This is a genomic window from Adhaeribacter terrigena, from assembly GCF_016623615.1.
GTDB lineage: Bacteria > Bacteroidota > Bacteroidia > Cytophagales > Hymenobacteraceae > Adhaeribacter_A > Adhaeribacter_A terrigena.
The window spans coordinates 388,543-415,445 of sequence record NZ_JAEHFX010000002.1 but is presented as its reverse complement, the minus strand read 5'-3'; the positions used below and the strand labels follow the sequence as shown (position 1 = coordinate 415,445).

General features: G+C 45.8%; 21 protein-coding genes. 6 read left to right on the top strand and 15 right to left on the bottom strand.

What is annotated here, in order from left to right; all coding sequences use genetic code 11:
• Positions 1 to 223: 223 nt before the first annotated feature.
• The 5 genes from I5M27_RS05855 to I5M27_RS05835 form a co-directional block, all read right to left on the bottom strand.
• Positions 224 to 385 carry a hypothetical protein gene (locus I5M27_RS05855; RefSeq protein ID WP_200505245.1) on the bottom strand — a complete coding sequence of 54 codons (162 nt, stop codon included), beginning with the start codon at positions 383 to 385 and terminating at the stop codon, positions 224 to 226.
• Positions 386 to 632: 247 nt separating this feature from the next.
• Positions 633 to 1,280, bottom strand: coding sequence for a trimeric intracellular cation channel family protein (locus I5M27_RS05850; RefSeq protein ID WP_200505244.1), 648 nt, complete (start codon positions 1,278 to 1,280; stop codon positions 633 to 635).
• An 18-nt stretch (positions 1,281 to 1,298) separates the two neighbouring features.
• A complete protein-coding gene (locus I5M27_RS05845) occupies positions 1,299 to 2,564 on the bottom strand; it encodes a M20 family metallopeptidase (protein WP_200505243.1) in 1,266 nt (421 codons plus the stop codon).
• A gap of 804 nt (positions 2,565 to 3,368) precedes the next feature.
• Positions 3,369 to 4,223, bottom strand: a complete 855-nt coding sequence (locus tag I5M27_RS05840) for a leucine-rich repeat domain-containing protein (RefSeq protein ID WP_200505242.1) — start codon at positions 4,221 to 4,223, stop codon at positions 3,369 to 3,371.
• 427 nt (positions 4,224 to 4,650) lie between these two features.
• A complete protein-coding gene (locus I5M27_RS05835; RefSeq protein WP_200505241.1) occupies positions 4,651 to 9,132 on the bottom strand; it encodes an alkaline phosphatase PhoX in 4,482 nt (1,493 codons plus the stop codon).
• Positions 9,133 to 9,444: 312 nt separating this feature from the next.
• On the opposite strand from I5M27_RS05835, the gene I5M27_RS05830 reads away from it, so the two are divergent.
• Entirely contained in the window at positions 9,445 to 11,439 is a 1,995-nt protein-coding gene (locus tag I5M27_RS05830; RefSeq protein ID WP_200505240.1) for a cytochrome-c peroxidase, read from the top strand.
• Positions 11,440 to 11,802: 363 nt separating this feature from the next.
• Here the strand turns inward: I5M27_RS05830 and I5M27_RS05825 are convergent, their stop codons facing one another.
• From I5M27_RS05825 to I5M27_RS18535, 4 genes are all read right to left on the bottom strand, one after another.
• Positions 11,803 to 12,039 (bottom strand): hypothetical protein, encoded by a 237-nt coding sequence (locus tag I5M27_RS05825; RefSeq protein ID WP_200505239.1) that lies wholly within the window; start codon positions 12,037 to 12,039, stop codon positions 11,803 to 11,805.
• A 96-nt stretch (positions 12,040 to 12,135) separates the two neighbouring features.
• Positions 12,136 to 12,408, bottom strand: coding sequence for a hypothetical protein (locus I5M27_RS05820; protein WP_200505238.1), 273 nt, complete (start codon positions 12,406 to 12,408; stop codon positions 12,136 to 12,138).
• Positions 12,409 to 13,065: 657 nt separating this feature from the next.
• Positions 13,066 to 13,287 carry a calcineurin-like phosphoesterase C-terminal domain-containing protein gene (locus tag I5M27_RS18540; RefSeq protein ID WP_317193557.1) on the bottom strand — a complete coding sequence of 74 codons (222 nt, stop codon included), beginning with the start codon at positions 13,285 to 13,287 and terminating at the stop codon, positions 13,066 to 13,068.
• Complete coding sequence (locus tag I5M27_RS18535) at positions 13,284 to 13,472, bottom strand: carboxypeptidase-like regulatory domain-containing protein (RefSeq protein WP_234462412.1); 189 nt, start codon at positions 13,470 to 13,472, stop codon at positions 13,284 to 13,286. The genes I5M27_RS18540 and I5M27_RS18535 overlap by 4 nt, the downstream gene beginning before the upstream one ends.
• A 437-nt stretch (positions 13,473 to 13,909) precedes the next feature.
• On the opposite strand from I5M27_RS18535, the gene I5M27_RS05810 reads away from it, so the two are divergent.
• On the top strand, positions 13,910 to 14,392 hold the full coding sequence (locus I5M27_RS05810) for a hypothetical protein (protein ID WP_200505237.1): 483 nt from the start codon (positions 13,910 to 13,912) through the stop codon (positions 14,390 to 14,392).
• Between the two features lie 27 nt (positions 14,393 to 14,419).
• Here the strand turns inward: I5M27_RS05810 and I5M27_RS05805 are convergent, their stop codons facing one another.
• Entirely contained in the window at positions 14,420 to 15,304 is an 885-nt protein-coding gene (locus I5M27_RS05805; RefSeq protein ID WP_200505236.1) for an MBL fold metallo-hydrolase, read from the bottom strand.
• 509 nt (positions 15,305 to 15,813) lie between these two features.
• Here I5M27_RS05805 and I5M27_RS05800 point away from each other — a divergent pair.
• The gene (locus tag I5M27_RS05800; protein WP_200505235.1) at positions 15,814 to 16,005 is read left to right on the top strand and encodes a cold-shock protein; all 192 of its coding nucleotides are present in this window, start codon (positions 15,814 to 15,816) and stop codon (positions 16,003 to 16,005) included.
• A gap of 116 nt (positions 16,006 to 16,121) precedes the next feature.
• Here the strand turns inward: I5M27_RS05800 and I5M27_RS05795 are convergent, their stop codons facing one another.
• Together I5M27_RS05795 and glgX are read right to left on the bottom strand one after the other, a co-directional pair.
• Positions 16,122 to 17,297 (bottom strand): CapA family protein, encoded by a 1,176-nt coding sequence (locus I5M27_RS05795; RefSeq protein WP_200505234.1) that lies wholly within the window; start codon positions 17,295 to 17,297, stop codon positions 16,122 to 16,124.
• A 271-nt stretch (positions 17,298 to 17,568) separates the two neighbouring features.
• A complete protein-coding gene (gene glgX, locus I5M27_RS05790; RefSeq protein WP_200505233.1) occupies positions 17,569 to 19,749 on the bottom strand; it encodes a glycogen debranching protein GlgX in 2,181 nt (726 codons plus the stop codon).
• Between the two features lie 199 nt (positions 19,750 to 19,948).
• Here glgX and I5M27_RS05785 point away from each other — a divergent pair, with 199 nt between their 5' ends.
• A complete protein-coding gene (locus I5M27_RS05785) occupies positions 19,949 to 20,815 on the top strand; it encodes a DUF2911 domain-containing protein (RefSeq protein ID WP_200505232.1) in 867 nt (288 codons plus the stop codon).
• Positions 20,816 to 21,587: 772 nt separating this feature from the next.
• Here I5M27_RS05785 and I5M27_RS05780 read toward each other — a convergent pair.
• From I5M27_RS05780 to I5M27_RS05775, 3 genes are read right to left on the bottom strand one after another with little or no spacing between them, the layout of a single operon-like run.
• Positions 21,588 to 23,291 carry a sodium:solute symporter gene (locus I5M27_RS05780; protein WP_200505231.1) on the bottom strand — a complete coding sequence of 568 codons (1,704 nt, stop codon included), beginning with the start codon at positions 23,289 to 23,291 and terminating at the stop codon, positions 21,588 to 21,590.
• Positions 23,288 to 23,422, bottom strand: a complete 135-nt coding sequence (locus I5M27_RS18685; RefSeq protein WP_262896441.1) for a hypothetical protein — start codon at positions 23,420 to 23,422, stop codon at positions 23,288 to 23,290. Before I5M27_RS18685 ends, I5M27_RS05780 begins: the two co-directional genes overlap by 4 nt.
• Before the next feature lie 39 nt (positions 23,423 to 23,461).
• The gene (locus tag I5M27_RS05775; protein ID WP_200505230.1) at positions 23,462 to 25,954 is read right to left on the bottom strand and encodes a PIG-L family deacetylase; all 2,493 of its coding nucleotides are present in this window, start codon (positions 25,952 to 25,954) and stop codon (positions 23,462 to 23,464) included.
• Between the two features lie 68 nt (positions 25,955 to 26,022).
• On the opposite strand from I5M27_RS05775, the gene I5M27_RS05770 reads away from it, so the two are divergent.
• Together I5M27_RS05770 and I5M27_RS05765 are read left to right on the top strand one after the other, a co-directional pair.
• Positions 26,023 to 26,481 (top strand): hypothetical protein, encoded by a 459-nt coding sequence (locus I5M27_RS05770; protein WP_200505229.1) that lies wholly within the window; start codon positions 26,023 to 26,025, stop codon positions 26,479 to 26,481.
• A gap of 93 nt (positions 26,482 to 26,574) precedes the next feature.
• Positions 26,575 to 26,853: a hypothetical protein gene (locus I5M27_RS05765; RefSeq protein WP_200505228.1), complete on the top strand. Its 279-nt coding sequence runs from the start codon at positions 26,575 to 26,577 to the stop codon at positions 26,851 to 26,853.
• The last annotated feature ends 50 nt before the right edge of the window (positions 26,854 to 26,903 follow it).

Sequence of the window (26,903 nt, the reverse complement as noted above, 5' to 3'; positions counted from 1 at the left end):
ACTGTTTAATTTTTTTTTACTCATCAGATCCTGATGGATAAAGTTCGACAATTCACTCTTTTGGTTTACGTTAAATAAAAAGAGTTCTTAATTTAGTCTTTTTATACGCAACATTTACTGGCTTCTAAGTCCACGGCGTACCACGGATGGCGGTCTTAATTTTACAGTATTTCTACATCAGCGCAAAGAGCCGCATATTGCATAAAGAAAATAGGGTCAAGCCTTATTCTCCTGTTTCAGGCAGGCCGCCAGTTTCAATATCTTTCCCGGATGAACCCCGTTTAGCTTTTTTTGCCATCGCGTTCAGGAGCTTCTGATGCTCTTTTCTTTCTTTGAATTCTTTCTGACGCTGCTTCTTTTGCTGATCGCTTGATCTTGTACTCATCGTGTAGTTTTATTTATCTTTAACTTTTATATTAGCTATTCCCCTTTGCTTTTCCTTTAAAAGGCAATTAATCAGGCAGAAAAAAAGTACCGATTCCACGGTTAATAATCTTCCTTTCTAATGTAACTAACCTTACAGAGAATTCCATCCTCTTCACGATCTTTCTACTTATTCAGCAGCAGTTTTTGCGAAACAATTTGGTTGTTTTTATTTAGATAGTGTAAACTTTAAATAAAACGAAGAACTCCTAATTATGCTTTTCTGAGCCAGTATCGTTTTTTCCCGGAGTTGGCAGGTCCCAGTGATAACGCAACGCTAAAATGCGTAAAGTAAAACATACAGTTAACGCAGCAATTGCAACCCAACCTCCTGAGCCCCATTTAAAATGATCTCCGATTACTACAATCAGAGCCCCTAAAAGTGCGGCTAAAGCATAAATCTCTTTCTCCAGGATAATAGGTACCCGGGTAAGTAAAATATCCCGAATTACGCCTCCACCTACAGCAGTTGTAATTCCCAGCAAAACTGCCACCTCGCCATTATAGCCATAGGCCAACGATTTCTGAGCACCGGTTACAGCGAAAAGGGATAAACCAATGGCATCAAAAAACAGCACTGGATGGTTGAGTCGTTGTACCAGAGAAAAGAACCCTACCGTTAAAGCAGTAGCAATAAGGGCCACTACCAGGTAATGCCAGTTCGTTAAGCCGGCAGGTGGTAGCGCCCCGATGCAAAGATCACGAAGAATACCGCCGCCACAGGCAACAACAAAGGCAATGGCGCAGATGCCAAAAATATCGAGTTTGCGTTTTCTTGCAGCAGTTGCGCCACTTATGGCAAAAGCAAAAGTACCTGCCAGTTCAAGAACATAATAGAGGGAATATAATTTATCCATTCAGTTAATCCGAAAAATTTAACGCAACCAGGTAGCTGCGGCCGTCAGCATTGCTTGTAATCCCGTTTTTAAAGTTGGGTGTATTACCGGCGCAAATTTGGGCGAATGATTACTGGGTATTGCGTTTAGCTGATTTTTCTTTTTTGCTTCCAGAAATACAGAAGGGTCTGTGCCGCCAACAAACCAGAAAACGTAGGGCACGTTCCAATTCCGCCCAAATATACTGAAATCTTCGCTGGCAGAAGCAGGCTGTGTTTCAAAGCACTTATCACCAAATTGTGCTGCAAATGCGTCGGCTACTTTCGCCGTTGCGTTGGCATCATTCTCGGTAAGCGGATAACTGTCGAGTTCGGTAAATTCCGGGTCTCTCGGGGCATTGGAAGCCACACATTCTGCGCAGCATATCCGTTTTACAGCAGAAATAATCTGGTCTTTCACACCTGTATTAAAGGTGCGGATGTTTAATTTCAGCGTGGCATCTTCGGGAATAATATTTTCTTTGGTACCGGCCTGCAGCGCACCCACGGTGAGTACGGCATTTTCTATCGGTGCTACTTCCCGCGAAATAATGGTTTGCAAACGCATGGTGGTAGCTGCCGCCAGCACCACCGGGTCAACCGAAGTATGGGGCTGGGAACCATGGGCTCCCCGGCCAAAAAGTTTTACTTTCAGGCTGTTGCCGGCGGCTAAAATGGTGCCGCTCCGGTACCCAACCGTACCGGCTTCTCCTACCATTACATGCTGTCCCAGAATAATACCCGGCTTCGGGAAGCGCTCCATCAGGCCATCATCTATCATACTTTGGGCACCCCGTCCTATCTCCTCCCCCGGCTGAAAAATGGCCATCAGGGTTCCTTGCCATTGGTTTCTGTGTTCAGAAAATAACCGGGCAGCCCCCATCAGCCACGTTACATGCAGATCGTGCCCGCATACATGCGATACGCCAACTTCTATTCCTTCGGCATCCCGGGCTACTTTCGTGCTGGCGTAAGGCAGGCCGGTGTCTTCGCTAACGGGCAGCGCATCCATATCCGCCCGAAGCATTACTACAGGACCTTCTCCATTTTTCAAAATGCCTACCACACCCGTTACCCCAATTCCGATTGAAACCTCGAAATTATACTTGGTTAAATAATCCGCAACAATTTTAGCCGTCCGGAATTCCTCCATCGATAACTCCGGGTTCCGGTGAATATCTTTATAAATTTCTTCCAATTCAGGAAGCAGCTCATCAATTAAAGGGTCCAGGCTGTTATTAAAGGCTTTGATCTTCGAAATTTCCATGGCAATAAATATAAGTTGAAGGAAAACCAGCTGCTTTTTTTAATCTGAACGTGGTTTATTAACGTTGCTTCATCATTTCGGCAAAGGCCCCAAAATGCCCGGGGAGGCTCTTATTGCTATATTTTATTGATAATAACCAAAGCATGCTTTACCGGTTTTAAAAGCCCAGATAAAAGGGTAAAGAAACTGCCATGCTCCAATTAAATTCACCACATAAAGTAATTCCCGCAATAGGGCTATACCAGCCATAAAACAGCTTACCACATTGATCAGAAAGCGTTAAAGTTGTAATTTATACCTCTTGGCTGATCAACTAGATTAACTATACAGGTTACGTACTTTCCTTTAAATAGTGCTTATAGAAATAAATTAATTGTAGTTATAGTTTTTGGTGGAATGTTTCGTGTTTTACTTCTTGCCCTTTCACTTACGTTGTTTTTTGTGTAACCCAGATATCCAAAGGACATTCCAATGAGAATTTCAAGCTTACAAATCCTGATAGTTTGGTATGCGCTTTTGTATTTACATAATGCGTTTAACTTTTTGAAATAGCTTTTCAAGGATGAAACTTTAAACGCCAAATGAAGAAGTATTAAAGGATCACAGAAAAAAGCCGGGACCATGAAAAAAAAAACGCGACAACACGCCATACGCTCAAAAAAAGGCCTTCCATCAAGTTGGAAAGCCTTTTCAATGACTTGGATATTGCTTTACTGTCCTTTAGCAATCTGACAGATTCAGGAAAACTCTTTGGGTGAATTCCATAAACGGCCGTGCTTTTAACAGTTAATACTTAACCAGAATCTAAAACAGAACCGTAGCCTTTGGTAAAGCAGCTTTTATACGCAGCTTTTCCGCTTGCGGAAAATTATTACCAACCAAAATCAACGTCTGTAATTGCTGCATCTTTTCCAGGTTTTGCGGCAGCGCCGTTAGTTGGTTGTAACCCAGGTCCAGCAGCTCCAGGTTTTCGAGTTTTACGAGCGTTTCCGGTAGCGTTTTCAGCTGGTTATAGCTCAGCGATAAACTACGCAATTCCTGCATTTTACCTAACTGTTCCGGCAATTCCGAAAGCTGGTTGTAATTCAGTGCCAGGTTCTGCAAATGCTTCAGTTTGTAAAGGGCTTCCGGAACATCGCGCAGGTTATTTTGGGTAAGTACCAGGTCGCGGAGGTTGGGAAGTTTGGCCATTTGCGGGGGCAGCATTTCCAGTTGGTTGTGGCTTAAATTCAGAGCAGAAAGGCTTTTCATTTTCCTTATTTCCGGTGAAATATTCCGAAGCAGATTTTCGTGCAACAGCAGTACTTCCAGTTTCTTCAATTTCCCAAACCCGGCGCTTAATTCCGTGAACTGATTTCGGCTCAGATCCAGGGTTTTCAGGTTGCTTAATGTGAAGAAAGAATTAGGAAAAGCGCGCAGTTTATTTTCCCGGAAATTGATCTCCTGCAGGTTTTGCAACCGGCCAATTTCTGGTGCCACATCCGCCATGTGGTTTTTCATGGCGTTGATGAATTGCAGGTTTTCCAGTTCGCACAGATCAGGAGTAAAACTGTAATAATTCTGCTGCCGGATATTCAGGCGATAAACGTTTGATTTTTCCGGCAACGCTTCGGCCACGCTGTAGTAAACTTTGGTGGAACTTAAGGTTTCTTCGGGCAATAACCTCGCCTGCGAATAAGCCGAAAACGCTAGGTTTTGAAGGAGAAAAAGTAAAAAAAGGCATCGAAAAGAATGGTTGAAATTCATAAAGAATGATGTTGAAAATGAAAGGAAATCAGGTTTAAAAACGCTAGGATTTCAGGGGTAAAAAGTGACAGAAACTTATTCAATATTTGTCATCCTGAGCACAAGAGAGCACGGAAGTGCGAAACTTGCGAGCGTAGCTCTGAAGGACCTCGTTGGCTTAAAGTAGCAAGCTTGCTTAAACGGCACTGCAAACCGCCGACAAGATGTTTCCCTAGCGTTCAACATGACAAGAATATGATAAAAAAACGATATGCATTTCACCTAAAAATCTACCTGGGTTAAAACTTAAAAAAGGCTGCGGATAAAACCCGCAGCCTTAAAATGTATGATCTGAAAAAACTTACAATTTCATGATTTTGCGCACCGCCACCTGATCGTTGATAGTGATGTGCAGGAAGTAAACACCTTTAGCGGCAGCTCCCTCTCTCCGGAATTTCAGACTGTTCTTGCCAGCGCTTAATTTTCCATCAGTCAAAGTTTCGATCTTCTTGCCGGCCAGGTCATAAACCTCTACTTTCACTTCCGATTTTTCGGTCAGGTTCAGCTCAATGTTGGTTTCGGTCTGGAACGGGTTCGGATACACGCTGATCATTTGCTTCGCCAGCACTTCATCCAGCGTGCCGGTTATTTTCCCGATCACTATGGTATCGGTAGCAGTACAGCCGTTCGCATCAGTTACAGTTACGACATAAGTTCCGGCAGTGGCAACATTAATAGTGCTTGTGGTGGCACCGTTGCTCCATAGGTAAGAAACAAAACCGGTTCCTGCATCCAGGGTCATGTTGCAGGTTGCGCAAAGCGTAACATCCGGACCTAAATTTACCACCGGAAGCGGGTTGAACGCAACATTTATGCTATCAGAAGCCACACAACCGCCCAGCGGATTGGTAATGGTTACAAGGTATTTGCCCGAAGTTGTAGCTGAAATGGTTTGCGTGGTAGCACCCGTGTTCCAAAGGTAATTCATGCCTGCGTTGCCGGCATCCAAAGTAGTGGTTGTCGTTCCGCAAAGCGCGATGTCGTTGCCTAAGTTGGCAACCGGCATTTGGGCTACCGTTACGCGCACGCTGTCGGTGTAGGTTTTACCATTGTTAGCGTAAGCGGTGGCGTAATACATGCCCGAAGTGGAAACTGTTAGTACCGAATCGGTTTGGTTTCCGGTCCATTTTACGACTGCATCCGCACCAGAGAAAGCTTTCAGTTGCACCGAATCGCCCTGACACAATACAACATCTGCGCCTAATTCAAATTCCGGGGTCATTGCCGCTTTTCCTAAGTTCTCTTTGCGGGCGAAAACGATTGTAGTTGGCGCATTGTAACGAACAACATTACCGGCCGCATCAATCTGGTCTGCATTGTTTGAACCGCTTGGGTGTTGGAAGGAAATAAAGCCGTATTTGAAATCGGGCGTGAAGGTTAAACCGGTAGATTCTGAACCAGCCGGAGTCGTCGCAAACAGATCCACTTTCGGATTAGCCGGCGTGTGGTCCGGACGAATTACCCATAGATGCGCGCGGCCGCCATCCTGTAATGCCCAAAGATTTCCTTCACTGTCAAACGTTAAGTTATCGATACCGGTACCGAAGTTTTCGTTCTGGGTACCGCCGCTGTGCGTGATCGGGTATTGCGTGTTGGTTACCCAGGCTTCGATGCCGGAAACGGTGGTGCCATTGTCTTGAAAGCGCCAGATTGTTCCAGTACCTTTTGACGTGAAATACATCTTGCCATCCGGTCCGAATTCAATGTCTTCCGCACCGTTCCAGTTGGTTGCGCCTAAAGTTTGCGCAATGGTTCTGGTGTTGTTGCGGTCGGCTTGCGTGGTGTTCGGTACTACAATCCAGGTTCCGGTGGTGGAAGTGGCATTGTCGCGTTGCAATACGTAAAGCGTGCCGTTAGAAAGTTTGCCTTTTTGCGACGTTACGAATTTGTAAACTGCGCTTGAGCCACCGTCTTCGGCCTGGTAAACCGTAATGCTATCCGCGCCAACGGCTACGTTTTCGTGCGCCATGCGGCCCAAGGCCCAGAGTTTATCCGGAGTGCCGTCGCCGTCGTGGTCTATTACTTTGCCGGTTTCCGGGTCAATTTCAACTTGCCAGCCTAAATCCTGGTAACCATCGTTGTTGGCATCGCCGGTTCCGTAGGTTTCTTCGGAAGTAATTACCGTTCCCCAAGGCGTAACGCCGCCGGAGCAATTGGTTTGGGTTAACACCACCGGGCCAAAATTCACTTTCTTCACCGAATCTACGCTCCAAACTTTGTTCACCGCATCTAAATGCAGCTTCAGCATGGAAACGCCGCCCGGCGAATTTTCGTGGTTGATAGAAAGATAGCCTTCTGAGCTGCTGCCCAATTTGCCAACAAAACCAGTGAAGTCGTTGCCGCCCGGAATGGCACCGGTAGCGCCGGAAGTGTATTGCGTGGTACCCGATTTAGCAATCAGTTGAAAATCGTGCGTTTCCGGGAAAACAAAAGTTTGCGTTTGCGCCGTTGGTTTTACCGAGGTAAAGCAGCCAATTTCAGCGGAAGTTTTCGGATCGCAGGCGAAGATGCTGGTAACCGGCGTAAGTGGCCGGGCATTCAGCAACAGTTTCAGACTCAAATCGAAGCGCAGGTCGGTTTCGGTGTTGTTGAATTTGTGTACTTCTACTGCAATCGTGTTGGTGCCCTGCTTTAAAAGCTGCTTATCGATGTAGGCAATTACCGGGGTAGTTTCATCAGCGCCTTCTACAAAATTAACGGCGGTAGTCAGGTAATTCAGCGGACCAGCCATTAAGTTGGAGCGCAGCACTTCGGTACCATTCAGGTAAACCACCGCCGCATCGTCGCGGATCAAACGCATTTCCAGCGCTTTGAATTCAGCCGTATCAGCCACGGTAAAGGTTTTGCGGAAGTAGGTAGTAATGTGCTTATTGGCCGCATCTGCTCCGAAACCCACGTTGGTAGTTTCGTCGCCGTTGCCGTAACCTAATGCCGCATCGCCGGTTTGCCAGGCAGCATCGTTAAAGATCTCGGAAGCCCAGACCGTGCCCTGATCGGTGCCATCAGCTAAAAATTTCCAATTGCTGCCCAAAGTAAAAACCTGCGAATCGGGCTTAATATATTTCAACTGCCCGGCTACTTCCATGTCAAAGGTCATGTCGGAAGAATTTGCCCGATCCTGGTGCATTTCTACGGCCAAAACGTTCAGGCCGTTTATCAGTTGCGCGGAAGGAACCTTGAACGTGAAATACGTGGTTTCATTCTGCGAATCGGTAGTGGAAGCCGCCCAGGTATTGTAGGTGATAGTACCGGTTGGCATATTGGTGCGGAATTGCTCCACGCCGTTCAGGTAAACTACCGCGCCATCATCGCGTCGGATTTTGTAAACCAGCGTATCGTATAAGGCAACGTTGCTGGCGTTAAAAGCGTGGCGCAAATACGAAGTGGGTTGTTTGTTGCTGCTGCTGTTTCCGAAGCTTAAAGTTGTAGCCACCGGATCGCCGTATCCTAAAACGCCCGCACCGTAATCCCAGCCGGCGGCGTTAAACGTTACATCTTTCCAGGTAGTGCCCAAATCAATGCCGCGGTCATGATACTGCCAAACCGAATTTCTGGCAACCGGAAAATTGCCCGGTGCCGGCGGATTTGGCGCGTATTCAATAACTAACTTAGCGGAAGCCGTAGCCGATTTATCGAAGGATTGCGCGATTCTTCGGCCGGAACCATTCAGGATAAAGCTCATGGCATTACCCGGTTTCCAGCCGCCGCGCATACGGATCTCGTTTACAATATTGGTCAGGTCGGGCGTGCGCTGGTTGGCACCGGCTTCGTCCTGCACGTTCCAGGCCGGCATAATATTCCAAAGCGCTAAACTGTTGGTTGTAGCGCGGGAAGAAATATTATTGACAGCCGTAGTAAAAGTACCGGCGTTATCGGCCGCTTGGCCCTGGATCATCATAAAAGCCGCCTGGTTATCGATCATTTCATTTTTGATCTCATTTTGCGTAAACTGGATGTAGGCTTTCGTGATAATGGCGCTCTTCGGAACATCGATGTTCGTGAAACGCAGACCCACGTACTGATTCCCGGTGGTTACCTCGTCGTAAGTCAGTTCCAGGTCATAGCTGTTTAATACTACCGCGCCCGGAGTGATGGAAGCGTTTGAGCCGCGTTCTTCAGCATCGTCAGAAGAAGCAGCAATATTGGTTTGGAAAACAATCGGCATGGCGTATTCCACTTTCAGTTGCGGTGCCTGCGCTGGTTTGCCATCATAGGCATGCGCGTTGCGGCGACCGTTTCCGGTAACCAGAAAAGTCATGGCGTTGCCGCTTTGCCAGCCGCTTCGGCCCACAATTTCCTGTACTACGTTTTTAAGATCCGGCGTGGCCTGATCAGGTCCTTCAGCGTTGGCAACGAGCCAGGCAGCCGGAATCCAGTTTACCGAAGCATTGGTTCGGGTACGGGCAGAAATATTGCCATTCACGTTTATGATCGCCGCCGAATTATTAACCGCTTCGCCTTTAATGGTCAGGTTGGTTGGCCCGGAATGCAATTCATCTACCCCAAACTGGATATAAGCCTTGGTAATTACTGCGCCCACCGGAATGGTTACGCCGGTAAAGCGCATGGCAATGATCTGATTTCCGCCATCTTCGGTAAGTTCCAGATCGGAGCTGGTGAAATCCAGGCCGCCACTTGCCAGGTTTTCCTCCACATCATCGTTGCCGCTGGCAATGCGTTTGCTAAAGGTTTGTACCTGGCTTTGCGCGATCAGTTTAGAGGCATCGGAAATGCCAACTGTAAACATGGTCGCCAGAAGCAGGGTTTTGTAAAGTTTGCTCATGGTTTTATTTTTTTGAGTTTTTAATTCCCCAAAATAACCACGCCGGCATTACCTGAATATTAGCCGCTTGTTACCTTAAATTAATGAATATGAGTTTGATGTGAATTTTATGTTTCGGATTAAAAGTTAATAATACGGCAACTTTCCGGTAATATTTGCAACGTTTCTTTAGCTGTTTTTTGCTTTAAAACCCTAGCGTTTTTTTGATAATAATTCGCTAACAAAAATATAACGCGAAACTAACAACTGCCCTTTTACTTTGCACTACCGGATTTTTTCACCACCTGCTCCGGTCTTAAGCATTCGACTTTTATGGCCGGTTTCCCTACCGTTTCTGCAAAAAAACCAGTTGCCTTTCTGATGTGGTTTTCGCTGGTTTTATTTTTCTTCAATTTGTTGTTTTCTGCTTACAAAACCGAAACTGCGACTGCCCGGGTTACCTCCGCCGTGAAAGCAAAATTCCTGCAAGACCTGGAAATCCTGCAAGCAAAAGCGGCCGCACTGGAAACGCAGTTATTGCTTTTGCAGAAAAATCAGAGCCAGCTTTTACCGGCGCAACAAGCGTTTCTGGAAGTAAAAAAAGCCTACAAACGCACCGAATATTTAACCGAATATCTGGATCCCGATCTGGCTAAAAAACTGAACGGCGCGCCCATTCCCAAAGTCGTGATTTCCGATGCCGATTACCTGGCTTTAGATCAAAAAGAGCCGCTTTTCATTACGTTGCCACCCGAAGGTTTACAGGTACTGGAAGAATTGCTTTACGCGGAAGAAAAACCAGATACCGCCGAAGCCTACCGGTTAGCACACCTGATCTCGGAAACAGCTACCAATCTAAAAACCAACCTGTTGCACCAGCCTTTAACCGATAAACAAATTCTGGAAAGCGCACGGGAAGAAATGCTGCGCCTTATGACCATAGGCATAACCGGTTTCGATGCACCCGCTGCCGGTCACGAAATTGAACTGGCTTATATTGCGTTAGAACCGCTTTTAGAAGTAGTGGAATTTTATGAAAAAGCCGGATCCGGCAAAGCTACAATAACAGCTAAAAACGCTAGGGAAAAGCTGCAAAAAACTGCGCAATATTTACATCAAAACCCGGATTTCGACACCTTCGACCGCGTGCATTTTCTGCGAACATTTGCTGACCCGGCGTACGCAGCTTTAAACCAATTGCAACGCGAAATCCTGATAAATTCCGGCGCTGAAAATCAGATCATAAAACCGGTGAATGACCTGGCCAGCAGCTTATTCAGCGAAGATTTTCTGCACACGGCTTATTATGCCAAACAAGACCGCAAAGACCAGAACCCACAGCAAATTGTGTTGGGGAAAATGCTGTTCTTCGATCCGGTTTTGTCTTCCAATAACTTGCGTTCCTGCGCCAGCTGCCACAATCCGCAAAAAGCCTTTTCCGACGGCGAAATACAGAGCGTTGCTTTCAACGAAAAAGGTACGGTTTCGCGCAACTCTCCTACCCTGCTCAACGCCATTTTTGCCACCGCTTATTTCTGGGACAGCCGCGCTGGTTTCCTGGAAGATCAGATCCCGGAAGTCGTGAAAAAAACCGACGAGTTGCATAGCAATTACGAAGAAATTGTAGCGAAACTGGCGCAAAGTGCGGAATACAAAAAATTATTCAAACAGGCTTTTAAGGAACAAGGAAAAAATACGCTGCATGCCACTACGGTAAACCGCGCACTTTCCGCCTACTTAAGAAGCCTGGTTTCGCTTAACTCGCCCTTCGATCAATTCATGCGTCGGGAAACGGAAACCCTGAACGCATCTGCTATTCGCGGAGCCAACTTGTTTATGGGAAAAGCCGCCTGCGCCACCTGTCATTTCGCGCCCATTTTTAATGGTACCGTGCCGCCGCGTTTCCTGGAAAGCGAAACGGAAGTTTTGGGCGTAACTGCAAATGCCGATTTTACTCATCCAACCTTAGATGCAGATCCCGGCCGCGCCGGGGTAGTAAAAACGGAAGTTTTTCAAGGTGCTTTCAAAACCCCAACGGTACGGAATATTGCACTCACGGCACCTTACATGCACAACGGGGCTTTTAAAACGCTGGAAGAAGTGGTGGAATTTTATGATCTGGGAGGCGGCGCGGGTCTGGGTTTAAACGTTCCGAATCAAACGTTGCCGGCCGATAAACTGGAACTGACAGCTCAGGAAAAGCTGGATTTGATCGCGTTTATGAAAAGTTTGACAGATGCTACATACGAAAAAGAGGCTCCGCTGAAATTACCTTTGTTTACGGAACGATCTGATTTAAATAACCGGCCTGTTGGGGGAAGGTATTAAGCTTAGCTCATGAATGGCTCCTTTATTGAGCACAATACTTACTAGTTTCTTGGCTTCGTTTATTAACTAATCTGAGCATCGGAATAAGCCTATTATCGCAGGTTTCAATGCGGCAAGTAAACGGTTTATACCCGAAGCAGCTTCACCTTTCTTTACGTGTGTATTTTTGTTGATACACAGCAACAAATCTTTTGGCGAAAGCAACAAATTATATTCGTTTTTTTACAGTTAAAGCTACTTATTGGCAAACAAGCCCGGTGAACAATTAACAACTATTTCCATCGAAAAAAAGATGCTGTATTTTTGCAGAAACCGGCAATTAAATTGACTTGTAATTATTGATAATACGGCTGATTTTGCCCTTCAGAATTTCATAAACATTGGCATTCTGGTGATCTGTCGAATATTAAGGAGTTCGGTTTCGGAATTGATCTGCAAAAATACATCGGTACCTTCGCGGCTGGTTTTAAAATTCCCGCCCATCAGCTGAATAAAAACGTCTTCATTTTCAAACAGAATAGCGTGGGAAATATCCTGAGAGAGATTGTTCTGAAACAGAACGCTCACCTGGTTACGGCATTGAAATTTCTTCTGATCCATTTAAAAAAGCATTTTAAGTTTATTACAGGTGTTTAAGGTTGGCTGATCTTTCCAGGTTGGATCGTTCAAAGCTGGAAAACTGGAAAGCAACATAATTCAGCAGTAAACTACTGAAATCTGGTTATGGGCAGCCGGTATTTGTAAGTGCTGCATGGCTTCGTTGCGGGAAATAAGTTCGAAAGCATTCAGCAGTTTCTCGTTGCAGCCGGTATTGTAGCCTTTCAGGTAAAACCCATTTATAGTTTTGTAAACCACGTAGTTGTGGGGACCGTAAGGGGTTTTTGCATTGCTGGCCAGGGGAGCAGCTTTCTTCAGGTCGAAGGGTTTGCCGCAGGCGGTCCGGATGATGGTTGCGTTTAGATCTTTCATGCCATAAAAGTACGTTGGACATATTACCACTGCGTAAATGCAGCATTAACCTTTTGAAACAAACGCTATAGTTTTCCGCCTAAAAACCATAGCGTTTCAGCCACATTTTTCCTCCATCAATATTCCTTTTCCGAATTCATGTTTTCTTAATACAGCCTTAATATTCCGGTCAAACCTTTGCTGTAGTTTTGTATTGTATAAAAACAGTTTTATTGAACAGAAAGCTCTGAAAAGTAATTGTGTAAAAGTGATTGCAGCAAAAACCCCGCTAGAAAGCGGGGTTTTTCTTTTTATGGGCAGAGAAAAAAAACCGGTGAGAAAACGCTATGCTTTAAGGCTTAAAAACTCTATAGCGAATTTGCCGTTTAACCGGACTTAGAAAACCATTACATTAAAAAACGCGCCGGTTATGCCGGCGCGTTTTTTAATGTAATGGTTTTCAATCTTATTACAGAAAATTCTAGTTGCTGATCTACTTTACGCTAAGAACTTTTCCGTTCATTCAGCTGCATTCCTTCCTGGAAAACATTTTTAAATCTTTCGGTAACCTGCACGGTAATTATTTGCGCGTTGGCGATGGATCTGGCAAAAAAATTAATGCTCTGTTAACTGCAGTTCTACCCATTTGTGTTTGCCTGGTTTGGCGCTGCCTTCGTGCTACTCTACTGATAACGGATCGAGGCCGGTTTCGCACTGCATTTTCCCCATTTTCCTGCCATCTTCCAGCCATTCCACTTTCCATTCCGGGTCCCAGTTCCAGACGTTGGTCGCAAAATATTCCGGCTTATCTTTTACTTTCCCCACCGGATAAACGCGTAACTGATGCTCTCTGAGCAGATTGGTCCTTTTATAATTCCACTGAATTTCGCTGCCGTTCACTTCGTAAACGCCGTAACCGCCTGGCGTACCGTTACTACCACTTCGTTCAGCTGTCTGGTATTGGGAGCAAGTTCTACGTTTATGAAATCGCGATTGCCTACCGTAATTTCCTGCTGGGCGTAACCCATAAAAGTAACGGTGAGTACATCGGCAGCATAATTTACCTGCATGCTGGCGCCCGGCAATCCCTGCCCGGTTTCGTCGGTTATTTTACCTTTTATCTACAGGGTTTGCGCAAAACTGCTGCTATAGCAAAAGCAGGAATATAGCCGCCAGTGAAATACGAAAAGAAGTACAAATTTTGAAACTCATAACGTTGCCTGATAATTTTTCAGCTAAGCTATACGGAGGCCATTAAGGCAATATTAAGCGAATTAGTTATAAAGGTTAAAAGTCGGCACCATTTTCCTGCGGCACATAATTTTAAATTAATGTTAGGTTGCAGCTTCTCCGGTGCCTTTTTATGAAATCTCCAGGCACGTGAAAACAAGCTTCCGGCAAACCTTAATATTTTGGTAACAATTTCTTAACCGAAATCCGGTCTTTGAATCTTAATTTCAGTCGTTAAAAGAACAGATCATATTTAGTAACAGGGGCTTATAGAAATTAAAATAGAAAAGCGATGGGAAATAATCTGAAAAAAGACAGCAGTGCCATAAATGTTTTGGCAGGAGAGCATAACATAGTTTTAGCTACTTCTTTATCGGATGTAGAATTTAATGATTTAACGGCTTCCGATCAATTTGAAAATGCTTTTAACAAGCTGTATGCAACGGTATTAGCTAAAAAACTTCGGAGCCTGAAAGCAGAACTGAAAGACCAGTACATTATCAGCATTGAACCGTCAGAGACTTTTAAAAGCCCGTATGTTGTAGAAAGGTCCGTTTTGGTAAAATCGAAAGCGGATAATTCGCTAAGTAAGATCTCCATTATCCGGTATTCAGAAAAAGAAGAATTCAGCATTCAGGGCCTGCCTTTATATTCCAAACCTTCCCAACTGTACAATAAAACTTCCCTGATCCCTTTTATGGGAACGGTAGAGGAATTTGATCCTGAGAAATTTGAAGGATATTTTTTCCAGTTACTGCATTATTGCTTTCAGTAAATTTTGCTTTCAGCAGTTTTTTTACGCCTAAAAATCCAGGGCTAATTGCAGCGGATTGGGTTCTTTGATCCTGGTTTTGCTGTTGCGCTTTGGCTTTACTTTTTCGGCCGGAAAGCATACCGTTTCGGGCAGCTCATCGCCGGGAAAAGCGCTGACCACATAAACCGGCGTTTCGTTGTAACGGGAAGCAACTACAATTTCTGCTCCGGCGGCATGGCGGCTAAATAATTCCTGCACCAACTGCGGATCGTTATTATCGCGGGACAAATGGGAAAGCAGTACCAGCCGCATAAAGCCGGGTTTGTGCAGGTTAAAAAGATCGAGCGCCTGTTGGTTGGATAAATGCCCGCGTTTGCCGCTAATGCGTTTTTTGAGGTGCGCCGGGTAATAGCCATTGGCCAGCATGTCGTCGTCGTAATTCGCTTCCAGGAAAATGGCGTGGCATTGCCTGAACTGCTTTTCTACGTGCGTGCAGCACGAACCAATATCGGTAAAAACGCCCACATTGGTATGCCCGTTACCAATCACAAAACTGTGCGGATCGGATGCATCGTGAAATTTCGGGAAACCGGTAATGGTTAGCGCACCTACCTGTACAGACTCGTACGCGGTAAAATGCTGCACCAGTTCCGTTGCCAGGTTCAAGCGCGAATAACGCAGCGTTTTAGGGGTAATGTAAACGGGTAATTGGTATTTGCGCGAAAGCACATCGAGGCCGCGGATATGGTCGGAATGTTCGTGCGAAATGAAAATTGCTTTGACCTTCTCCATGCTCAAACCCAAACGTACCATCCGGCGCTCGGTTTCGCGACAGGAAATACCGGCATCTACCAATACGGCTTCGGTTTCGTTGCCGATGTAATAGCAGTTACCGTTGCTGCCGGAATTAAGAGAAGTAATAAACAATTGCATAATCAGTTCACAAAGAAACAAAATACCAGTCTAATTTCGGGTTTTTAGCCGGAAAACGCTACCGTTTTAAGAAAACCCGGCTGCTTTGAAAGTGTTTTCGCCTTTTTTAAGCGGGCGAGGCTTTTTTGGAAGAAAACCACCCGGTACCTTTCTGTCAACACAAACCAAGGCCCTAAAAATTCCGGAGTACCGCATTTAAGCCTGGCAGCAAACCGATCTTCGTTTAACGCCGCTTCTTATTAAAGAACGCAGCCATTTTTATTTCAGTTAAAGCAATATTTTACCGGACTTGCTTTTCAGCAGACCTAAAACGGTTTCATAACAAAGAAAAGCCAGTAGCCAGCGAAAGGCTGGCCCTACCTTACAGGAGTTTTTAACTTAAAAATGATACCGTTTACAAGCTTTAACTGCTTTTTCACAATAAAATTTCAAAATTATCATAGAACATTGAAAATAATTTTGAACCTTTGTTGACCAGTATCTGTAATGCTGGTATAAAAATTTATAATATGAATATTGGAACAGTAAAATTCTTTAATGACTCAAAAGGTTTTGGCTTTATTAAAGACGACAATTCAAACACCGAATACTTTGTACACGTATCTGGCTTAGTTGACGAAGTTAGAGAGAACGACAAAGTAACCTATGAGCTTCAGGAAGGAAGAAAAGGATTAAACGCTATTAACGTAAAACGCGCTTAATCTTCAGATATAAAGCGAAAAATCACAAAAGCCTTACCAGCAATGGTAAGGCTTTTTTTGTGCCCGGCCTGAGTAAAACCAGCATGGTACATTCTTGCTGAGTCTTTCGATAAACGTTACCAACGCGCAGTTAGCACATGATCCTCCTGCAGCGTTACCCTCGTGCCAAATTTTTCACTTTCCCGATCAAGTACGCTGGACAGCCATTTTGCATCGGCGGCACTGGCCCGGTTTAGCCGGAAGTTGCGCATTTGCATGGGCACCATTTTTAAGCTGATCAGTTTACCGGTAACGGGGTTTATTTCCGGGAAATACATCAGCGAAAGGTCACCTCTAAATTCCTCGTAACTACCGATCCCTTCGTAATCGTTTATAAAATCGCCGGCACCATATAAGATGAGTTTATCTTTATAAACTTCTATGCCGCGCGGGTGGTGCGAAGAATGCCCGTGAATCAGGTCTACTTCAGCTTCATCGATAAGCTGGCGGGCAAACTTGCGGTGGTTTGGGGGTATTTCATAACCCCAGTTAGTATCCCAATGTACCGAGAAAACGACAACATCGCCGGATTTCTTAATGGCTTTTACCTGCGCTTTTATCATGCCCAGGGTTTCTTCGCCCAGGTCTGGCAACAGGTTTACGCCGGAATTGGTGGTCGTAGCCACCCAATTCCCCGGAATGCCGCTGCTTTCCGAACCATAAGCGAAAATAATAATTCTGCTGTTGCGGGTTTTATGAATGAAAGGTTTCCGGGCTTCTAAAGCATTTTCACCGGCACCGGCAAAATTAATTCCGGCTTTCCGGAGGGTTTGTAAAGTTTCCAGAAGTCCTTCCCGGTTCCAGTCCAGCGTATGGTTATTAGCCAGCGTACAGAAATCGATCCCGGCTGTTTTGAATACGGCAACATTTGCCGGGTGCATCCGGTATTGCACTGGTTTACCAGGCCACGGTTCCGGGTGATTGGTGATGCTGGTTTCCAGGTTCATGATTTTCAGATCCGGAGCCATTTTTCGCCACACTTCCAGCGCATCGCCCCAAATGTAGGCATAAGAAACTGGCTGGGGAATGCGGCCATTTTTCTTTTCAGCCAGCCTTACATAATCCCGGGCGTCTTTTACGTACGATTCATAAATTTCCGGATCTACGTGTTGCGGCAAAACCTGGTCAATTCCCCTGCCTGTCATTACGTCGCCGGAAAGGAAAATTCTTACGGGGCTTTCCTGCCAAGGAAATCCAGGCGGAGTTTCATCCCTGTTCATGGCATTTCCGGTAAAGCGCTGATCTGTCGCCATGATTAATACAAAAATGAAAATAAAATTGAATATCCTGACCACCTGCTTTTATACGGTAATATCCAGGGACCCAGATAATTTTTGGCAGGCATAGTTAAAGGCAGTTTTCAGGGTAAAAAGGATAGCGTTTTTACTAAAAAAGTGTAGTTGACCGTTTTACTTCAGCCTAGTAGTTCACACCAAAAAAAGCCACAAAAAAAGCCCCGAGACCGGGGTCTTTTTTTGTGGCTATCAGAAAACAGATTGACTGAGCCAGGATTTTACCTGCATCTTATTTTTTAGCCGGTTTTCTCTTTCCGAGCGGTTTCAGGACAGTTTTCGACTTATTTTTTTGCCGCAGCACAACTACTGAATGTCCCTCTGCCTCTACCATGGCTTCCGGCCCGAAAGTTTCTGTTTCTTCAATTTTGTTTTGGCGGGTATCCAGAATTTTGATCCATTTCTGCCCGTATTTTTCCAAAGGCAACTTAAATTGCAGCGCTTCGTGGTGGGCATTAAAAATGATAAAGAAACTATCGTCTATTATCCTTCTGCCCCGGGAGTTGCTGGAATGTAAACCGTAACCGTTGAGGTAAACGCCCATAGCCTTGGCATAATCCAGGTTCCAGTGTTCTTCGGTCATTTCCACGCCTTCGGGCTGAAACCAGGCAATATCTTCGAGCCCGATCCCTTTTATAGGCAAGCCCTGAAACCATTTGCGGCGGCAGAAAACCGGGTGGTTCCGACGCAACGCGATCAGCTGGCGGGTGAATTCCTGCAATTCTTTATCGGCATCTTGCCAGTTAAGCCACGAAATCTCACTATCCTGACAATAAGCATTGTTGTTACCCTGCTGCGTGCGGCTCATTTCATCACCAGCTACCAGCATGGGCACACCCTGCGATAAAAAAAGCGTAGTAAGGAAATTACGTTTTTGTTTCTGGCGGAAAGCATTGATCTCCGGATCTTCCGTAGGCCCCTCCACGCCGCAATTCCAGGAACGGTTATGGCTCTCACCGTCGTTGTTGTCTTCGCCGTTGGCTTCGTTGTGTTTTTCGTTATAAGAAACCAGGTCGTACAAAGTAAAACCGTCGTGGGCCGTTACAAAATTTATACTGGCCGTAGGTTTGCGGGCATCGTCCTGATACAAATCGGAAGAACCGGTGAAACGGTGGGCAAACTCAGCCAGCATGCTGTCGGCCCCGCGCCAGTAATCCCGAATGCAATCGCGGTATTTGCCGTTCCACTCGCTCCAGCCCGGCGGGAAATTACCCACCTGGTAACCGCCTTCACCAATATCCCAGGGTTCGGCAATCAGCTTCACCTGCGAAATAACCGGATCCTGATGAATGATATCGAAAAACGAACTTAAACGGTTTACTTCGTGCAGTTCGCGGGCGAGCGTAGCTGCCAGATCGAAGCGAAAGCCATCTACGTGCATTTCCAGTATCCAGTAGCGCAGGCTGTCCATAATCAGCTGCAGTACATTAGGCAAGTTGGCGTTAAGCGTATTGCCGGTACCGGTATAATCCATGTAATACCGTTTGTTTTCTTCCTGAAGCCGGTAATAAGCCGCATTGTCAATTCCCCGGAACGAAACGGTGGGCCCCATCTGGTTGCCTTCGCCGGTATGGTTATATACCACATCCAGAATTACTTCAATGCCGGCTTTGTGCAGCGCTTTTACCATGTTCTTGAATTCCACGATCTGCTCCCCGCAATTCCCGGAACTGCTGTAGCGCACATCGGGCGCAAAAAAGCCAATGGTGTTGTAGCCCCAGTAATTGGTCAGATTCTTTTCTACTAAAAACCGGTCGTTAATAAAATGGTGCACCGGCATTAACTCTATTGCGGTTATGCCCAGTTCCTGCAGGTATTTAATGGTAGCCGGGTGGCCCAGGGCAGCATAACTTCCCCGGATCTCTTCCGGAATATCAGAGCACAGCTGCGTAAAGCCTTTCACGTGCGTTTCATAGATCACCGAGCGGTGATAAGGAATTTTAAGTAATTCATCGCCTTCCCAATCGAAGTTACTGTCTATTACCACGGCTTTGGGGGCAAACGGCGCGCTATCGGATTTACTGAAACTCAGGTCTTCGTCTTCATGCCCAATTTCATAGGCAAACAGCGAATCGTGCCATTGAATGGAGCCGGAAATGGCCTTTGCATACGGATCGAGCAGTAATTTATGGGGGTTAAACCGGTGCCCATTCTCTGGCTCAAAAGGCCCATGCACGCGGTATCCATACAGCTGCCCCGGTTCCAGGTCCGGAATATAGCCGTGCCAGATCTGGTGGGTGCGTTCTTTAAGTTTTATTTTATGGGTTTCGTGGGTTTGTTTATCGGAATCAAAGAGGCATAACTCCACAGCCGTGGCGTTTCCGGAATAAAGGGCAAAATTCACGCCTTTACCATCCCAGGTGGCGCCAAGCGGATACGGGGTTCCCGGATAAATTTCTGGTGCTGAACTCATACATTAATTGCAGTTGAAGGGATCGGAGCTTTTTTTAAAAATCCCGGGTATAGTACGGCTTTACTGGAATTTAGTAACGGCGCTGAACCATTTTTTCAGAATTAAAATCGTTTAAAAACGCCTAATACTTTAGAATTCAGCTTATTTTAGTATTTTCACCACCAATTCGTAATTCCATAAATTTATTTAATACTTTACTATGAAAAATTTAAAGACCGGTTTAGTGGTTGCTTTTGCTGCTACCGTATTTTGTACTTCGCAGGTGAATGCCCAGATCTCAATGCCGGCCGCCAGCCCGCTGGGCACTGTATCGCAGCGCGTAGGCCTGACGGATATCAGCGTAAAATATTCGCGCCCAAGCACCAAAGGCCGTAAAGTTTTTGGCGACGTAGTGGCTTATGGCAAAGGCTGGAGAACCGGCGCCAACAACGCTACCCTTATTTCCTTCAGCGATGAAGTAACCATTGAAGGCACCAAAGTTCCGGCCGGTGAATACGCACTTTATACCATTCCTGCCGAAAATGAATGGACCGTGGTGCTGAATAAAAACACCAAATTAGGCGGCAGCGTGGCAGATTATAAAACGGCAGAAGACGTGGTTCGTTTTAAAGTGAAACCAGGCAAAGCCGAGGACAGAACGGAAACTTTCACCATCAATTTTGCCGACCTTACCCCGGCTACGGCTAACCTGGAAATGCTTTGGGACAAAACTTCGGTAAAGTTTAAAATTGCTACCGAAGTGGAAAGCAAAGTAATGGCCCAGATCCAGGAAAAAGTAATAAACGGCAAAGACGCTACACCAGCTATGTATGCTTCGGCAGCGGTTTATTATTTCGAAAACAACAAAGACCCGAAACAAGCGCAGGACTGGATCCGGAAAGCAAACGAAAAAGATCCGAAATTCTGGAATCTGCATACCCAGGCAAAGATCGAAGCAAAAAATAAAGACTACAAAGCCGCGATTAAATCTGCCGAAAAATCGAAAGAGCTGGCAAAAGCTGCTGGCAACGACGATTATGTAAAAATGAACGATGAAAAAATTGCGGAATGGAAAAAGCTGAAATAAGCTCTTTGTGAATTAACTCCAACCAGCCCTCCCCTAAAATCAGGGGAGGGCTTTTTTTGATCAGGATTTTCAGGATAATTGTCTGAAGTATGTTTCTTTTGATTTTTATGATTGCTATGACTTTCGTGACGAAACAGGGACAGGGTCGCGGGCTGTCCGCAGGTTATCTGATCAAATTATCTGAATCAGAATTTACAGAATTTAAAATCGCAAAAGTATCATCAGCTAAAGCAGACGGCAATGAGTATTGCCTGAATTTGGATTTATAGGATTTAGGGATTTAAGGATTTCTTGTCTAAACACGATTTTTAGGATTTATGGGATGGACAGGATTCGTATCTGAATCAGAATTTACAGAATTATCAGGATTTTCAGAATTATCAATTTCACACATTCCGCCAGCGCAGCGTTTCTGAAAACCACGTATTAAAGGGAACTAAACTAAAAAGAAGTGAGCTACAAAGGGAAGCTGACACCAGTTTCTGTGAGAGCGGCCTCCAAGACTTCCGGTGCCGAGGAACGAGGCAGCCCGCAAGGGCAGGAAGGGTTGCAGCCGCGAACGCAGAAACGAAGCCGCCCGGCTTGAGGGAGAAAGTTACCTATTAAAGTAAAAAGGTATTAGTTAAGATCGAAAGCTTGGTATGAAAACGGTACCCTTTCAAGTATAAAAAGTCAATAGTAAACATTCTACCAACTGTAAGAGATCTCTCCTAACGTCGAGATGACGAAAAAAAACGGTATCTTTTCCGGCTTCAAAAGTCATAACCCAAATTTACTTTTCAATAACCATTTCTTTCCTCCCAAATAAAAGCTGAAAAACCGACCCGAAGAAAATAACCAGTAAACAGCCGATCGGGTTGAGCCAGAGAAAACCGATCTCCGATTTCCAGTAGATAATAATTACGAGCGTTTGGGTTAAAAGCGCTGCCCAGAAAACGGCCTGCGCTTTGATGTATTTAAAGTAAAAAGCTACCACAAAAATTCCCAGAATGGTACCGTAAAAAATAGAACCCAGAATGTTTACCGCCTGTATTAAATTCTCCATCCGGGAAGCCAGGGTAGCAAAGAAGATCGCGATCAAACCCCAAACGATGGTGAAAACCCGTGACATATTCAGGTAATGCGTTTCGGAAGCTACGCGTTTAACAGAACGCTTATAAATATCAACCAACGTAGTGGAAGCCAGTGCATTAAAAGCCGATGCCGACGAAGACATGGATGCGCTGAAGACTACAGCCACCAGCAAACCTACCAGGCCAACCGGCATATATTTCATCACGAAGGAAATAAAAACGTAATCGGTATCTTTTGCTTCAGCAGTCGGGTCGGCTTTTTCCAGCAGCGAAACTACCCGGCCATGAATACTTTTTTCTTTTGCTTTAATAGCATCCAGATCTTCGCGCGCGGCCGATATGATCGTTTCATCTTCCTGGCGAATGCCTTGCAGCAAGCTTTTAATGCCATGCGATTTCTCCTGAAAAACCTGCGTATGTTCTTTTTCCAAAGCGCTCAGATTCCCGGCATAAACCGAGTTTTCGAGTTTAGCTTTCTCTACCTGGTTAAAAAAAACCGGCGGCTGCACAAACTGGTAAAACACGAAAACCAACACCCCGATAAAAAGGATCAGCACCTGCATCGGGATTTTTAACAGGCCGTTGAAAAGTACGCCAATGCGGCTTTGGGCTATGGAAGTACCGGACAAGTAACGCCCTACCTGGCTCTGATCGGTACCGAAATAAGACATAAACAGAAACAAACCCGCCGTAATCCCGCTCCACACATTATACCGGTCGTTCCAGTCGAAACTGAAATTTACCATGTTCATTTTCCCCATATGGCCCGCAACCTGCACCGCATCAGTGAAAGAAACGTCCTGCGGCAGCATATACACGATCATCACGCCGGCCAGGACCATACCGCCCATCATTACGGCCATTTGCTGGGTCTGCGTAACGCTAACGGCTTTGGTACCGCCGGAAACCGTATAAATAATCACTACCGTGCCGATGAACATAATGGTCAGGTTGATGTTCCAGCCCATAATAGACGACAGAATAATAGCTGGCGCATAAATGCTGATGCCGGTAGACAAACCGCGCTGCACCAGGAAAAGAAAGGCGGCGAGCGAACGGGTTTTCAGATCAAAACGGTTTTCCAGAAATTCATACGCCGTATAAACTTTCAGCCTGTAGAAAATAGGAATGAAGGTAACCGAAATGATGACCATGGCCAGCGGCAACCCGAAGTAGAATTGCAGAAACCGCATCCCGTCTTCATACGCTTGTCCGGGAGTAGAAAGAAAAGTAATTGCGCTGGCCTGCGTAGCCATAATGGAAAGGCAGATCCGCCACCAGGCATCGGAATTATCGCCTTTCAGGAAACCTTCAATATTGCGGCTGCCGCGCGTTTTCCAGATACCGTAAATTACAATAAACGCCAGGGTAAACACTAAAACTAGCCAATCGATATAACTCATAAGAAATAGCGGGTTATGGCGTAATAAACAATGATCTGCAAAACTAAAACGCCCATTACCAGCAAATACATGCCGCGCCAGGTTTTAAAAAAAGGTGGTTTTCCCGTATCCATTTTGTCGTTTTCTTGCATGGGTTAGTAGTTTTTAAGCTAAAAAGGATAGCGTTTTTCTTACTTCTTCCCCAGCGAAATTAAATTCGTGAACAAACGGTAGGCGCCCGGAACGCCGGCCGGTAATTGCCGGAAAAAGGAATAACCGGTGTACACGTAATAACCTTTGCCGTACTTCGCAACCAACAAACCACCGTCTCTGGCGGGTTCGCCGGGATCGTTGCTGGAAAGAATCGCTTCGTAGTTTTTATCCCATTCGTTCGGGAAATACAAACCGCGTTCCTGCACCCAACCGGCAAAATCGTTAGCCGTAATTTTATTCGGATAGTTTAAAACCGGGTGTTCAGGTTTTAGTAAGCGGACTTCCGCATTTTCTACCGTTACCCGGTCACGGGAAAGTTTTAACGGATAAGGACCTAAGTTTTCGGTAACCAGCGCGTGATTCGTATTGTATTGCACCACTAAAGTGCCGCCGTTTTTCACGTATTCCATGAGCACGGGCTGCGCAAATTTCAGGTAATTATTGGTATTGAAAGCTCTTACGCCTATTACCACCGCATCGAATTGCCGCAGGTTGGTTTGGTTTAGTTCTTCATTTTGCAAGGGCATTACTGTATAGCCAATTTGCCGCAAACTAACCGGAACTTCGTCGCCGGGGCCGGCAATATAGCCGATCTGTTGCCCTTTGCGTTGCAGGTCTATTTTCACGGCGCGGGCAGTAGCTTCCGGAAAAAGCACCTGCGTAGGAATATGTTCGTACTGAATGGTTACCAGGCTTTTATCGTAGGTTTTGTCATCTAAAGTTGCTATCGCCCGGAATTGCGCATCGGTCTGGCCCGGCCCCGGAAATACGTTAAAGGAAATCAGTTGCTCTTCGTCTTTTAGTTTTAAGTTGAAAGCTGCGGAAGCCGGTTCGGTGCGCCAGCCCGCCGGAACCTGCAGCGCCACCTGGCCTGCGCAGTTCTCTTTCCCAGCTCTTACCCGAACCTGAATTTCGCGTGGTTTTTCAGTCGTGAACATGTAAACGTTTTCGGCAAGGCTTACAAAAACCGGCGGCGTTACGGCAAACGGACGGTAAATTTCGCCGGCCACCGGATCTACGCGTTTATAAACCACCGGCACGGTATATTGGAACGAAACGCTATGGATCTTCACCGAAAAAGTAACATGTATTGGCGCAGGATTTTCCGGCAAACCGATCAGTTGCTGGTCCGCTACGGCAAACATGCCTTCGGTGCCCGGCTGTTGCAACCAGTAAGGTTGTGAAACCGGAAAATCGGCGGGAAGGGCTACAGTTGCTTTGGTGGTTTGCAATTCTTTCGTTAAAAGCTTATTTACCGAAATCTGCTGGCTGATCGGCGATATACTGACCTGTTCCAAGGTTACCGGCGCAGCACTGCGGTTTACGGCCACGGCGGTCAGTTCAATTTTTTCGCCGGGCGTTGCGGCATAATGGGCGGCCGTTGTTTCAAAAAATAATCCTGCGCAGAACTTCACCAATTCCTGAATTTCAGCCAGTTTTGCCGCTTTATATGGGTTCTCCGGAAGTTTTTCGATGGCCGTTTTCAGGTTCAGCAAAGCAGGAATGCTGGCCGCCGGGTTATTGGCATCGAACTGCGTTACGAGTTTTTGGGCCATTTTGCCTACCGTTTTTCCGCCCGAAACCCGGTTCCAGCTCAGGTCTATGCCTTCGAAAAGATCTTTTTGCGCGCGGCTGCCTTTAATGGGTTCTAAATAGTCGGTTACTTTGCCGTAATTCGGCCCGGAGCCAAAACCCTGGCTTTTGTGCATACTGCGGCTGGTAGCCGAAATTTCGGTGTAAGCTTCTCCCAAAACCGGATTGAACGTGCTGGTTTCGATCTGCAATTTCCCGGTCGGGTCGAAGTTCTTGTCTTTGTAAAAAAACGAAGAGGTGTTCCAGAGAATTCTTTTCGGCTGCCATACGGAAACGTATTTCAGTTGCTCCGGAAACCGTTTCGGATCGGCGGCGGCATCAAACGCTTCGGAAGCCAGAATGGCCGAGGTGGTATGGTGGCCGTGCGTGCCGCCGGGCTCGGTAGAAAACCGGGTGATCATAACATCGGGCTTAACTTTGCGGATCGTCCAGACCATATCGGCCAGCACCTGTTCCTTGTCCCAAAGGGTAAGCGTTTCCTGGTAATCTTTCGAAAAGCCGAAATCGTTGGCGCGGGTAAAAAACTGTTGTCCGCCATCGGTGCGCCGCGCCTGCAATAATTCCTGCGTCCGGATAATGCCCAATCTTTCGCGGATCTCGGGACCAATTAAATTCTGCCCGCCGTCGCCGCGCGTTAAAGAAAGGTAGCCGGTATTTACCAGTTTTTCGTTGGCAAGCCAGGCAATTAAAGCCGTATTTTCATCGTCGGGGTGCGCAGCTACGTACAAGGCACTGCCCAGCACATTTAGTTTTTTCAGGCCCAGAAGAATTTCGGCAGCATCGGGCTTTTTGGGGGCCTGGGCCTGGGTTGTTTCGCAAAGGGTAAAAAAGAAAAGTAAAAGAATAAGTTGTTTTAAAGCAGAACGGAGCAGCGACATCGGAATAAAAACCTTTAATACCGGGCTAATTTAGTTAATATTCTTTATAATTTCCGATTAAACACCCCATGAAGCATAAAGTAAAAGAATGGCTCAAACGGTACCTGCCCGCCGAAATTCTATCTATTGCAGCCACGCTTTTGGCAGCTTCGCTTACCTTTAAATACACGGAAAGCGGGGTAAAAACGGCCCTGGCAGCAACCTGGGCAGGCAATATATTTTATTTCGGCTATATTTTAGTGCTCGATGTCTGGCACACCAGGAAAGCGGCGCGGCAAAACGGTATGGTTTACAGCTCCAAAACTTTCATCCGGAATCTGCGGGCATTATTCATTGAATTTGGCATTGCGGAAGTATTCGACAGTTTCCTGATCAGGCCGGCACTGATGTATTATCTGCCCCTTTTGCTGGGAAATTTATCGTGGGGAATTTTGCTGGCTAAATTGCTGGCCGATGTTTCATTTTACGTGCCGGCCATTATCAGTTACGAATTCAGCAAAAAGAAAAACCTGCGTAATTTTTATTAAAACCGATATATTTCTTTTTCCGGTAATGTGGAAACAAAACCAGCCTGAAGCGGTTTTAATTAAGGAATAATTTCACCTTTAACCGGTAAACCCATGAAAAATTCAACAACATTACTGGCCATTTTAGTTGCCGGGATATTTAGCTTTGGAACCGTACTTGCGCAAACCGAACCAGGCCAGAACAAAGTGAAGGAAACTACTAAAAAAGGAGCCCAAAAAACCGGCCATGCTGCAAAAGAGGGTGGTAAAAAAGTGGGCCATGGTGCAGAAGAAGTAGGTGAAGGCGCGGTGAAAGGCACTAAAAAAGTGGGCAAAGCGACCAAAAAAGGCGTAAAAAAGGGCACCAATAAAGCTAAAGATGTGGTAAAGTAATGCCTGAAAAACAGGTTTCACCATGCCTTCACAGTAAAGCTTACATAAAG

Excerpts from the sequence above, each read along its gene's own strand:
- I5M27_RS05855 (WP_200505245.1), bottom strand. The coding sequence starts at position 385 with ATGAGTACAAGATCAAGCGATCAGCAAAAGAAGCAGCGTCAGAAAGAA.
- I5M27_RS05850 (WP_200505244.1), bottom strand. The coding sequence starts at position 1,280 with ATGGATAAATTATATTCCCTCTATTATGTTCTTGAACTGGCAGGTACT.
- I5M27_RS05845 (WP_200505243.1), bottom strand. The coding sequence starts at position 2,564 with ATGGAAATTTCGAAGATCAAAGCCTTTAATAACAGCCTGGACCCTTTA.
- I5M27_RS05835 (WP_200505241.1), bottom strand. The coding sequence starts at position 9,132 with ATGAGCAAACTTTACAAAACCCTGCTTCTGGCGACCATGTTTACAGTT.
- I5M27_RS05830 (WP_200505240.1), top strand. The coding sequence starts at position 9,445 with ATGGCCGGTTTCCCTACCGTTTCTGCAAAAAAACCAGTTGCCTTTCTG.
- I5M27_RS05825 (WP_200505239.1), bottom strand. The coding sequence starts at position 12,039 with ATGGATCAGAAGAAATTTCAATGCCGTAACCAGGTGAGCGTTCTGTTT.
- I5M27_RS05820 (WP_200505238.1), bottom strand. The coding sequence starts at position 12,408 with ATGAAAGATCTAAACGCAACCATCATCCGGACCGCCTGCGGCAAACCC.
- I5M27_RS05810 (WP_200505237.1), top strand. The coding sequence starts at position 13,910 with ATGGGAAATAATCTGAAAAAAGACAGCAGTGCCATAAATGTTTTGGCA.
- I5M27_RS05805 (WP_200505236.1), bottom strand. The coding sequence starts at position 15,304 with ATGCAATTGTTTATTACTTCTCTTAATTCCGGCAGCAACGGTAACTGC.
- I5M27_RS05800 (WP_200505235.1), top strand. The coding sequence starts at position 15,814 with ATGAATATTGGAACAGTAAAATTCTTTAATGACTCAAAAGGTTTTGGC.
- I5M27_RS05795 (WP_200505234.1), bottom strand. The coding sequence starts at position 17,297 with ATGGCGACAGATCAGCGCTTTACCGGAAATGCCATGAACAGGGATGAA.
- glgX (WP_200505233.1), bottom strand. The coding sequence starts at position 19,749 with ATGAGTTCAGCACCAGAAATTTATCCGGGAACCCCGTATCCGCTTGGC.
- I5M27_RS05785 (WP_200505232.1), top strand. The coding sequence starts at position 19,949 with ATGAAAAATTTAAAGACCGGTTTAGTGGTTGCTTTTGCTGCTACCGTA.
- I5M27_RS05780 (WP_200505231.1), bottom strand. The coding sequence starts at position 23,291 with ATGAGTTATATCGATTGGCTAGTTTTAGTGTTTACCCTGGCGTTTATT.
- I5M27_RS18685 (WP_262896441.1), bottom strand. The coding sequence starts at position 23,422 with ATGCAAGAAAACGACAAAATGGATACGGGAAAACCACCTTTTTTTAAA.
- I5M27_RS05775 (WP_200505230.1), bottom strand. The coding sequence starts at position 25,954 with ATGTCGCTGCTCCGTTCTGCTTTAAAACAACTTATTCTTTTACTTTTC.
- I5M27_RS05770 (WP_200505229.1), top strand. The coding sequence starts at position 26,023 with ATGAAGCATAAAGTAAAAGAATGGCTCAAACGGTACCTGCCCGCCGAA.
- I5M27_RS05765 (WP_200505228.1), top strand. The coding sequence starts at position 26,575 with ATGAAAAATTCAACAACATTACTGGCCATTTTAGTTGCCGGGATATTT.